Source organism: Blastococcus sp. VKM Ac-2987, assembly GCF_026967805.1.
Lineage (GTDB): Bacteria > Actinomycetota > Actinomycetes > Mycobacteriales > Geodermatophilaceae > Blastococcus.
Genome location: NZ_JAPVBG010000001.1, coordinates 692,293 through 703,052, shown reverse-complemented (window position 1 = coordinate 703,052; position 10,760 = coordinate 692,293). Strand labels below are relative to the sequence as shown.

Annotated in this window: 9 protein-coding genes; 8 read left to right on the top strand and 1 reads right to left on the bottom strand. The window is 73.2% G+C overall.

The annotated features are described in order from the left end of the window. Positions 1-131 precede the first annotated feature (131 nt). The 3 genes from O2W17_RS03390 to O2W17_RS03380 are packed head-to-tail and all read left to right on the top strand — an operon-like array spanning position 132 to position 4,259. On the top strand, positions 132-1,424 hold the full coding sequence (locus tag O2W17_RS03390) for an amidohydrolase family protein (protein WP_269190985.1): 1,293 nt from the start codon (positions 132-134) through the stop codon (positions 1,422-1,424). Continuing rightward, entirely contained in the window at positions 1,421-3,037 is a 1,617-nt protein-coding gene (locus O2W17_RS03385) for an amidohydrolase (RefSeq protein ID WP_269190984.1), read from the top strand. Before O2W17_RS03390 ends, O2W17_RS03385 begins: the two co-directional genes overlap by 4 nt. Continuing rightward, entirely contained in the window at positions 3,030-4,259 is a 1,230-nt protein-coding gene (locus O2W17_RS03380) for an amidohydrolase family protein (protein WP_269190983.1), read from the top strand. The genes O2W17_RS03385 and O2W17_RS03380 overlap by 8 nt, the downstream gene beginning before the upstream one ends. 27 nt (positions 4,260-4,286) lie before the next feature. On the opposite strand, the gene O2W17_RS03375 is transcribed toward O2W17_RS03380, so the two are convergent. Further along, positions 4,287-4,823 carry a helix-turn-helix domain-containing protein gene (locus O2W17_RS03375; RefSeq protein WP_269190982.1) on the bottom strand — a complete coding sequence of 179 codons (537 nt, stop codon included), beginning with the start codon at positions 4,821-4,823 and terminating at the stop codon, positions 4,287-4,289. A 152-nt stretch (positions 4,824-4,975) separates the two neighbouring features. On the opposite strand from O2W17_RS03375, the gene O2W17_RS03370 reads away from it, so the two are divergent. The 5 genes from O2W17_RS03370 (at position 4,976) to O2W17_RS03350 (ending at position 10,721) form a co-directional block, all read left to right on the top strand. Beyond that, entirely contained in the window at positions 4,976-6,622 is a 1,647-nt protein-coding gene (locus O2W17_RS03370; protein WP_269190981.1) for an ABC transporter substrate-binding protein, read from the top strand. A gap of 74 nt (positions 6,623-6,696) precedes the next feature. Beyond that, entirely contained in the window at positions 6,697-7,779 is a 1,083-nt protein-coding gene (locus O2W17_RS03365; protein ID WP_269190980.1) for an ABC transporter permease, read from the top strand. After that, a complete protein-coding gene (locus O2W17_RS03360; protein ID WP_269190979.1) occupies positions 7,776-8,711 on the top strand; it encodes an ABC transporter permease in 936 nt (311 codons plus the stop codon). Before O2W17_RS03365 ends, O2W17_RS03360 begins: the two co-directional genes overlap by 4 nt. 1 nt (position 8,712) lies before the next feature. Beyond that, positions 8,713-9,756 (top strand): ABC transporter ATP-binding protein, encoded by a 1,044-nt coding sequence (locus tag O2W17_RS03355; RefSeq protein WP_269190978.1) that lies wholly within the window; start codon positions 8,713-8,715, stop codon positions 9,754-9,756. Further along, positions 9,753-10,721, top strand: a complete 969-nt coding sequence (locus tag O2W17_RS03350; RefSeq protein WP_269190977.1) for an ABC transporter ATP-binding protein — start codon at positions 9,753-9,755, stop codon at positions 10,719-10,721. Before O2W17_RS03355 ends, O2W17_RS03350 begins: the two co-directional genes overlap by 4 nt. The last annotated feature ends 39 nt before the right edge of the window (positions 10,722-10,760 follow it).

Genomic DNA, 10,760 nt, shown 5'->3' with positions numbered 1-10,760 from the left:
CAGGAACCGGCCCGGCGCGCGACCGCCGGCTGACCACCACCTCCCGCCACCTGGCCGAAACTCCGGCCTGACCGGCCGGGCACGATGCCCACCGACGACCGCACCAGCCACCCGTGAGTCCGGAGGAACCGATGCAGCGAACCTCGGTGGTGCTCTCGCAGTGCCACGTCGCCGACGCGGACCGCGACGTCCTCCTGGAGGACGCCGCCGTCTGGGTGGACGACGGGACGATCCGTGCGGTCGGGCCCCAGGAGCGGGTCCTCGACCAGCTGCGCGAGGAACTGCCGGGCGAGGACCGGCCGGCGGAGCTCGAGCTGGGCGGCCGGACCGTGATGCCCGGGCTGTTCAACATGCACACGCACTTCTCGCTGGCGCTCCCCGGCCCGCTCGGGGCGCAGATCGCGGCGATGACGCCGCACGAGCTGGCGCTCTACATGGCCGACGGCGCCCGGCGCTCGCTGCTGTGCGGGGTGACGTCCGTCCGGTGCGTCGCGGAGAGCGACCACGCCGACTTCGCGCTGCGCGCGGCGATCGAGGCCGGGCGGGCCGAGGGCCCGCGGATTTTCACCGCCGGCCGGGCGCTGGTCTGCACGGGCGGGCACGGCCACGAGACGAGCTCCACCCTGGAGTGCGACGGGGCGGACGACTTCCGGCGCGGGGTGCGGGCGCAGATCCGGGCCGGCGCGGACCTGATCAAGGTGATGATCTCCGGCGGGATCGCGGGCGAGCACGAGTCCATCGACACCCGCCAGCTCACGTCGGACGAGATGGCGGCGGTGATCTCCACGGCGCACGAGTGGAACCGGAAGGTGACGGCGCACGCCGGGCCGGCGCCGGTCATCCTCGAGGCGGTCGAGCTCGGTCTCGACTGCGTCGAGCACGGCTACCAGCTCACGCCTGAGACCGCCGCGGCCATGGCGCGGCACGGCTGCGCGCTCGTCCCCACGCTGGGCGTCTCCCGCTGCACGGAGTTCTTCGACTCGCTGGGCGTGCCGTCGTGGATGCAGGCGCGCGCCCTCGGCGCCGGTCCGCGGCACGTGGAGAGCTACCGCATGGCGCTCGACGCGGGCGTCCCGGTGATGCTCGGGAGCGACCTGCCGCCGTTCTGGGACATCGACGGGACGAACGCCACGGCCTGGGAGTACGGGCTCATGGCCGAGCACGGGGCAGGTCCGCGCGGTGCGCTGGCGGCAGCGACCACGGTGCCGGCCGCGTGGCTCGGCGTCGGCGACCGGGTCGGCACCGTCGGCGAGGGCAAGGAGGCCGACCTGCTGGTCGTCGACGGGGATCCGCTGACCGATGCCTCTGCCGTCCGTCGCGTCTCGATGGTGCTGCAGCGGGGTCGCGTGGTCCCGGGCGCGGGCAGCGGCGCGACGACGCGCTCCGCGGCGCCCGGGGTCCCGGCCGGGCAGGCCGCGTCGTGACCGCCGACTGGCTGCTGACCGGCGGACGGGTCGAGACCTTCTCACCCGACGCCGGCGGCGGTACCGCGCTGGCGATCGCCGACGGCCGGGTCCTGGCCGTCGGCACGGACGCGGACCTCGAGCAGTTGGCCGGTCCGGCGACCCGCCGGACCGACCTGGGCGGGGCCACCGTCTGGCCCGGGTTCATCGACACCCACATCCACCTGGAGAAGGTGTCGCACGAGTTCCAGATGCTGCGGCTCGAGCAGGCCCGGTCGGTCGGTGAGGTCGTCGGGATCGTGCGCGAGCGCGCGCGGGCGGCGAGCGAGCACGTCTGGATCCGGTGCTTCGCCGACACCGCCGCCTGGAACGAGCGCAACCTCGCCGAAGGCCGGCTGCCCACCCGCGACGAGCTCGACGCGGCGGCACCGCGCACGCCGGTCTACCTCTACCGGCGACCCGACCGCGCGGTCATCAACACCGTCGGGGCGCAGCGCATGGCCGACCGGCTGGCCGGGCTGCCGGTCGAGTCCTACGACCCGGCGACGGGGTACCTGCACGGCCAGGCCGTCCGGGTGGTGAACGACGCCATCTACACCCAGAGCATGGACGACGACGAGTACCGGCTCGCCATCCTCGACGAGGCCTGCGGCCGGCTGCTCCGGATGGGCGTCACTACGGTCGTCGACCCCGGTCTCGCCGGCGCGTTCGAGCCCTCGTGGGCGCTCTACAGGGAGGCCCGGCGGCGCGACCGGCTGCCGCTGCGGGTGCGGCTGATGAACCGGTTCGACTGGCGCAAGCCGTTCCAGGAAGAGCTCGACCGGCTGCTCGCCGCCACGGCCCTGCCGATGACGGGGGACGAGAACCTGCGCGCCTGGGCCGTCAAGCTGCTGCTCGACGGCGAGTTCGCCACCGCGTGGATGCGGTCGGGCGAGGAGATCGGCGACGCGCACCCGCACTACACCGGCGAGGAGCTGCGGACGCTGCTGCGCCTCGCCGCCGACCGCGGGTGGCCGGTGTGCATCCACGCCATGGGCGGCGGCGCGATCGGCGAGATCATCTCGGCCGTGGACGACGTGCGGCGGGCGGGCGCACCGCTGGAGAGCGGTCAGGTGAGCATCGCGCACGCCTTCCTCGTCGACGTCCTCGACCTGCGCGAGTGCGCCCGGCTCGGGATCAAGATCTCGGTGAACCCGCCGCTCGGCTTCGTGTACAGCGACGAGATCCGCGCCGCGTGGGGGCCGCTCGCCGGCCGGACCATGCCGCTGGCCACCATGTCGGCGCTCGGCTTCCGCTTCGCCGCCGGGTCCGACACCCACCCGTGCGCCCCGATGCACGGCGCGCTGATGGCCGTGACGCGGCGGGTCTGGGACGGCTCGAGTCTCGGCGACCACGAGTCACTGACGCCCCGGGAGGCGTTCCCGATGTACACCCGGCACGCCGGGAACTACGTCGGCGAGCCGGACCTGGGGCACCTCGCCCCCGGCGCGCGGGCCGATCTCGCCGTCTGGCCGGAGGACCCGCTGGAGCTCGACCCGGAGGAGTGGCCCCGGCAGGAGCCCCTGGCCGTCGTCATCGGTGGCCGCCCCGTGCACCTCGACCCGTCCACCCCAGGGAGTGCCTTCCATGTCTGACTCGATCCTGCTGCACGGCTGCTCCGTCACCGACGCCGCGCGGAAGGCGCCGCTGACCGACGCGGCCGTCTGGATCCGCGGGGGACGCATCCTGGCGGTCGGCCCCGAGGCGGAGGTCCGGGCCGGCCTGGACGACGCCGACCACCGGGAGATCGACCTCGGCGGCCGCTGGCTCTCGCCCGGCCTGGTCAACATGCACACCCACCTGTCGCTGTCGCTGCCCGGTCCCCGCGGCGCCGAGGTGAAGGCCATGGACGAGGCCCAGCTGGCGCTGTACATGGCCGGCGGTGCCGCCGCGACCCTGCGGGCCGGGGTCACGACCATCCGCTGCGTGGGGGAGAAGAAGCACGTCGACTTCACGCTGCGACAGGCCATCGAGGCCGGGCACGTCGTCGGCCCGCGGATCTTCACCGCCGGGCGGCCCATCGCCTGCACCGGGGGGCACGGCCACGGGTCCTCCGGTGCCCTGGAGTGCGACGGCCCCATCGGCTTCCGGAACGGGGTCCGCCAGCAGATCCGGGCCGGCGCGGACCTGATCAAGGTGATGATCTCCGGCGGCATCTCGGGGCAGCACGAGACGATCTCCACCCGGCAGGTGGCCCGGGACGAGCTCGAGGCGGCGATCACCACGGCGCACGAGTGGAACCGCAAGGTCACCGCCCACGCGGGACCGGCCGGTGTCACCGGCGAGGCGGTGGAGCTGGGGCTGGACTGCGTCGAGCACGGCTACGAGCTGACCGACGAGGTCACCGCGGCGATGGCGGCCTCCGGCTGCGCCTACGTGCCGACCCTGGTCGTCACCCGGTGCAAGTCCTTCTTCGACGAGCTCGGTGTCCCGGAGTGGATGCAGCAGCGCTCGCTGGGGGCGGGGGAGCGGCACCTGGAGAGCTACCGCAGCGCCCTGGCCGCCGGGGTCTCGGTGATGCTGGGCTCGGACATGCCCCCGTTCTGGCGGTTCGAGGGCACCAGCGCGGCGGTGCGGGAGCTGGAGCACATGGCCGAGAACGGCCTGGACGCACCCGCCGCCGTCGCGGCTGCCACCCTCGTCCCCGCCACCTGGCTGGGCGCGCAGGACGACATCGGCACGGTGGAGGCGGGCAAGCTCGCCGACCTCGTCGCGACCGACGGCGACCCCACGGCCGACGTCGCCACCTACCGGTCGCTGTCGTGGGTCATGAAGGGCGGCGCCGTGGTCCGCGACGACGTCGCCACCGGGGCCTGACCCGTGCCCGGGACGGCGTGCTCGCGCTCAGGGGACCGGCGGGGTCACCGCCAGGAGGTACTCGGCGGGCGCACCGGAGTCGTTGAAGAAGCGGTGCGGCAGCCGGGAGTCGAAGGTCAGGCTCTCGCCGATCGCGAGGTCGTAGCGGACGCCGTCGACCTCCGCGCTCATGCTGCCCACGACCACGACGGCGCACTCGGTCGACGGGTGCGCCCACGGCTCCTCCGACGTCGCCTGCCCCGGAGCCAGCCGCCCGTGGAGCACCTCCAGGTCGGACCGCCCGGGGGTGAGCCGTTCGTAGGACATCAGCCCCGCCCCGGCCGACAGCAGCGGACGCTGCCGCGGGCGGCTGTGGTGGACCTGCGCCGGCGGCTCCTCGGCGAACAGCGTGGCGAGGTCGGCGCCGAGCACGGCGGCCAGCTTGCGGACGGTGTTCAGGCTCGGATCGGTGGTGCCGCGCTCCACCTGGCTCAGCAGTGCCGCCGAGACACCGGTCGCCGCGGCGAGCTCACGCAGGGACATGCCCCGGCTCTTGCGCAGGGTGCGCACCCGCTCGTTGAGCATGAGTTCCTCCCCGGTCCGACGACGACCGATCGTCAGACTTTTTTTGTTCACCAAGGCTATCGCCGTGTAAACACTGGCGATACATTCGCCCCCTAGGTTCTTCTTCACACCCGGCAGCGCCGCTGCCGCCCTTCGGCCAGAGGAACAGATCCATGTCGATCGCAATCTCATCCGCGCGGGGGCTACGCCCCACGCGGTACGCCGCCGTCGCAGTCGGTGCAGCAGTCCTCGTCAGCGGCTGCACCGCGGGCTCGTCGTCGTCGTCCGGCGGCAGCGGGGGCAACGGCGGCGGTGGCGGTGGCGGTGGCGGCGAGACGCTGCTGGTCAACACCTCGTTCGTCTACTCGACGCTCGACCCCGCCCGGGCGTACGAGCAGACCGGGTACCTGACGATCCACAGCCTGTGCGACACGCTCATGACCTTCGACGGTGGGAACGTCGGCGAACCCCTGCCGGAGCTCGCCGAGGGCTTCGAGGTCTCCGAGGACGGCACGACCTACACCTTCACGCTCCGGGACGACGCCGTCTTCTCCGACGGCTCGCCGGTGACGTCGGAGGACGTGCTGTTCTCCCTGAACCGGATGATGAACGTCAAGGGCAGCGGCTCGGCCTTCTTCGAGGGGCTGGAGTTCTCCGCACCCGACGAGTCCACGGTCGTCGTGACCGCCGACCGGCCCACCGCCGAGGTGCCCACACTGATGGCGATGCCGGTGACCAGCATCCTCAACCAGGAGGTGGCCACGGCGAACGGCGCGACCGACGCGGAGGACGCCGAGACGGCCGACACCGCGCAGACCTTCCTGGACAGCACCTCCGCGTGCGCCGGTCCCTACGTGCTGGAGCGCAACGACCCCGGTAACGAGATCGTGCTCACCGCCAACGAGGAGTACTGGGGCGAGGCGCCGGGCTACTCCCGGGTCGTCATCCGCAACGCCGACGCGCAGAACCAGAAGCTGGCGATCAGCCGCTCCCAGGGCGACGAGATCGCGCTCGACGTCACCGGCAACCTGCTCGACGGCCTGCCGGAGTCGGTCAACGTGTCCCAGGTGGAGGACACGCTGTACATGCTCTACATGAGCACCGACCCCGCCATCTCCCCGGCCACCTCGAACCCCGACTGGCGGGCGGCCCTGCGGTCGTCGCTGGACTACGAGGGGCTCGCCGGTCTGTACGGCCAGGGCGGCGACCGCCTCGGTGGCTTCCTCGCGAACGCCTACCCGGGCTCGCTGCCCGTCGAGGAGGGCCCGGAGCGCGACCTGGACGCGGCCCGGGCATCGCTCGAGGCCTCCGGCGTCGGGGACGAGCCGGTCCGCTTCATCTACCCGTCGATCACCTACCGGGGCGTGGACCTCGGCACGGTCGCGACGAAGATCCAGGGTGACGCCGCCGAGGCCGGCATCAACCTGGAGCTCACGCCGCTGGCGCTGCCGGCGTTCCTGGAGGAGCAGCGGGGCGGCAGCGTCGTCATGGGCCTCACGCCGCACGCGCTGATCTACCCCCGCCCCGAGTCGCTCGTCCGGCAGCTGAGCCCCGGTGGCGTCAACGCCGAGCGCGTCCGCTGGAGCGACGGGCCGGCGGCCGAGGAGGTCACGGCGGCCGCCGAGCGGGTGCTGACCGCGGTCGACGGCACCGAGTTGGAGAGCGCGCTCGTCGACTGGCAGCAGGCCATGCGGGACGGCTCGCCCTACCTCCCGGTCGCGCAGAACTCCGGTTCGGTCGTGTCGACCGAGGACGTGGCGGACGCCGAGTACACCCCCGCCGGCTGGATCCTCGACCTGGCCGCGGTGGAACCGGCATGACCGCGCACCGGCCGGGCTCCGCGGCACCCGCGGAGCCCGGTACGGGCGCCGAACGCACATCGACGTCGGCGCCCGTGCACGGAACGGGTACCGACGACGCGGCCGGGGGGACCACGGCCCGGCCGAAGCGCTCCGGCCACGGCTTCCTCCGCTATCTGGTCCAGCGGCTGCTGGTCACCGTGGGGCTGCTCCTGGGCACGACCGTGATCGGGTTCAGCCTGGTGCAGCTGGCGCCGGGCGACCCGGTCGCGGCGAACCTCTCCGACGCGGCGCTCGGCAACCCGGCCATCGTCGCGGCCTTCGAGGAGAAGTGGGGCCTGGACGAGCCGCTGCCCGTCCAGTACGTCACCTACCTCGGCAACCTGGTCCAGGGTGACCTGGGCACGTCCCAGCGCACCGGCCGCCCGGTGCTGACCGAGCTGCTGGACTACGTGCCCGCGACGATGGAGATCGCGGTGCCGACGCTGCTGATCTCCCTGGTGATCAGCATCGGGCTCGGGCTGCTGTCGGCCATCCGGAACGGCGGCGCCGCCGACCAGACCGTGCGGGTCTTCTCGCTCGTGGGGCTCTCCACGCCGCCGTTCTGGCTGGCGATCCTGGCGCTGTACCTCTTCTTCTTCGTGCTCGGGGTCTCGCCCAGCGGCGGACGGCTGAGCCCCCAGTTCAGCCCGCCGGAGCCGGTCACCGGGCTGTACACCGTCGACGCCCTGCTCCAGGGGGACGTCCTCCTCGCCTGGGACGCCGCGCAGCACGCCATGCTGCCGATCCTGGTCCTCACCCTGGTGACGGTGGCGACGCTGACCCGCTTCGTCCGCTCCGCGCTCCTCGAGGTGCTCCGCAAGGACTACATGCTGGCCGCCCGCGCGAAGGGGCTGTCCAGCCGTGTCGTCCTGACCAAGCACCTCCTCAGGGCGGGGCTGCTGCCCATCCTCACCATCGCCGGGCTGACCTTCGCGTCGCTCCTGGCCGGCACGGTGCTGGTGGAGAGCATCTTCTCCTGGCCGGGGCTGGGCTCCTACGCCTACGAGAGCGCCACCGCGCTGGACCGCTCCGCGATCCTGGGCGCCAGCCTGTTCATCGCCGCCGTCTACCTGGGGGTCAACCTGGTGGTCGACCTGCTGTACGGACTCGCCGACCCGAGGGTGCGGCTGACATGACCCGCACCCACTCCTCCCTGACCGAGCTGACGGAGGAACAGGAAGCGGCCACCGTCACGCCGTCCGACGACCCCGCCGCGCCGCGCCGGCGGTGGTGGCAGGCCCGCACGGAGGCGAGCCGGATCTGGCGCCAGCCGGTGGTCGTCGTCGCCCTCCTGGTCGCCGGCGCGTGGCTGGTCGTGGCGATCGCCGCGCCGCTCCTGGCACCGTTCGATCCCCTCCAGCAGTCCTCCGACGTCTACGCGTCACCGGGCGGGGACCACCTGTTCGGCACCGACGCGCTCGGGCGGGACGTGCTCAGCCGCGTCATCTACGGCGCGCGGCTGTCCATCCCGCTGGCGCTGACCATCGTCCTCTGCGCACTCGCCTTCGGTGGGCTGCTCGGGCTGGTCGCCGGTTACGTGCGCGGGATCATCGGCGAGAGCATCATGCGGCTCACCGACCTGTTCTTCGCCTTCCCGCAGATCATCCTGGCGATGGCGGTCGCCGCCGCCTTCGGGCCGAGCACCCTGAACGCCGTGGTCGCGCTGGTCATCGTCTCGTGGCCCATCTACGCCCGCGTCATCCGCGGAGCCGTCCTGTCCATCCGGAGCGAGGACTACCTGAACGCCTCGCGGATGCTCGGCGTCGGGCCGGTCGCGGCACTGCGCCGGGACGTGATGCCGAACAGCTTCGGCCCGGCCGTCGTCCTCGCGACCCTGGAGCTCGGGAACTCGATGCTGCTGCTGGCCGCGCTGTCCTTCCTGGGGCTCGGTCCCCGGCCCCCGGCGGCGGAGTGGGGCGCGATGATCGCGCTGGGGACCAACGACATCAGCCGGTGGTGGGTGAGCGTGTTCCCCGGGCTGGCGATCCTCACGGTCGTCATGGCCTGCAACATCATCGGGGACGCCCTGCGCGACAGGTTCGATCCGCAGTCCGTGGGAGGACGCTGACATGGGCGAGCTGCTGTCGATGTCCGGGGTCGGCGTGAGCCTCCCCGGCCTGCACCGGCCGGTCGACGTGCTCAAGGACGTCACCCTGGACGTCGATCCGGGCGAGATCGTCGGCATCGCCGGCGAGAGCGGGTCCGGCAAGAGCATGACCGGGCGGGCGCTGCTCGGGCTGCTGCCGGACGGGGCGCGCGTCCGCGGGTCGATCGTGTTCGAGGGCACCGACCTCGCCGCCGGTTCGGGAAAGGCGTTCCGGAAGGTCCGCGGCCGGCGGATCGCCATGGTGTTCCAGGACTCCACCGCGGCGCTGCACCCGATGCTCACCGTCGGCACCCAGCTCACCGAGCACATGCGCCGTCACCTCGGGCTGGGCCGCCGCGACGCCAACGCGCGCGCCGTCCAGCTGATGGAGCAGGTGCGGATCCCCGATCCCGCCCGCGCCCTGCGCTCCTACCCGCACCAGTTCTCCGGCGGCATGCGGCAGCGCATCGCGATCGCCATCGCCCTCGCGGCCGAACCGGCGCTGCTCATCGCCGACGAACCCACGACCGCGTTGGACGTCACGGTGCAGGCCGGCATCCTCCGGCTCTTCGACCGCCTGGTGCGGGAGATGGACCTCAGCATCATGTTCATCACGCACGACCTGGGCGTCCTCGCCGCCCTGGCCAACCGGACCTACGTCTTCTACGCGGGTCGGGTCATGGAGACGGGGCCGACCGAGGAGCTGCTCCTCCGCGCCCAGCACCCCTACACCGGGGCCCTGCTGTCGGCGCGTCCCGAGACGGCGGACACGGGTGGCGAGCCGGTCCCGCTGCGCCCCATCCCGGGCCAGCCGGCCACCGCGGCCTCGTCCCCGCCGGGCTGCCCGTTCCACCCGCGCTGCCCCGACCGCGTCGCCGTCTGCGACCAGGTGACGCCACCGCTGGTGCAGGTGTCGGCCACGCGCGTCGGCACCCGGGAGGCGGCGCACGCCGCGGCCTGTCACGTCCACGCGCCCGCGGCCCCCGTGCCGGTCGCGGTCCCGGCGCACCGCGAGGGAGCACCATGAGCCTGGAGCTGCGGGACATCGTCGTGGAGTACCGCGGTGCCCACAACAGCATGGTCCGTGCCGTCAACGGGGTGTCCCTGACGGTGGAGCCCGGCAAGGTCGTCGGCCTGGTGGGGGAGTCCGGGTGCGGGAAGTCCTCGCTCGCCCGCGTGGCCTCCGGTCTGATCAAGGCCAGCAAGGGCTCGGTGCTCTTCGACGGGGAGCCGGTGGCCCCGTTGAGCTGGCAGCGCCGGCCGCGCCGGGAACTGGGTCTGCAGATGGTCTTCCAGAACCCGTACTCGTCGCTCAACCCGCGCCGCCGCATCGACGCGCAGCTGCTCGACGGCGTGCCCGCGGACGTCCCGCGGCGGTCGCGACGCAGCTACGTGCTGGAGCAGCTGGACCGGGTGGGCGTCGCCCCGGACGTCGCCGGCCGGTTCCCGCACCAGTTCTCCGGTGGACAGCTGCAGCGGATCGCGATCGCCCGCGCGCTCGTGACGCGGCCGTCGGTCCTGATCGCCGACGAACCGGTGACCGCGCTGGACGCCTCGTCGCAGGTGCACGTGGTCAACACGCTGACCCAGCTGGTGCGCGACCTCGACGTCGGCATGCTGTTCATCTCCCACGACCTCGCCCTGGTCCGGCACATCGCCGACACGACCGCCGTCATGTACCTGGGCAAGCTGGCCGAGACGGCGCCGACCGCGCAGCTGTGGAGCCAGCCCGGCCACCCGTACACCAGCTCCCTCATCGCGGCCATCCCGCAGGTGAAGGCGGGTGCCGGCCTCCCCGTGGCCCTCGCCGGGGAGGTCCCGGACCCGGCGAACGTGCCGACGGGCTGCGCCTTCCGGCCCCGCTGCCCGCACGCCTCCGACGAGTGCACCCGCGAGCCGGAGCTCTGGCCGCACCGGGCCGGCCGATCGGCCTGCTGGCTCATCCACCCGGGAACCGAGATCCCCGTCCGCCCAGCGCAGCCGGTCGCCTGACCCCGCGCCCTCCCACACCTGGAAGCACCGCTGATGCCG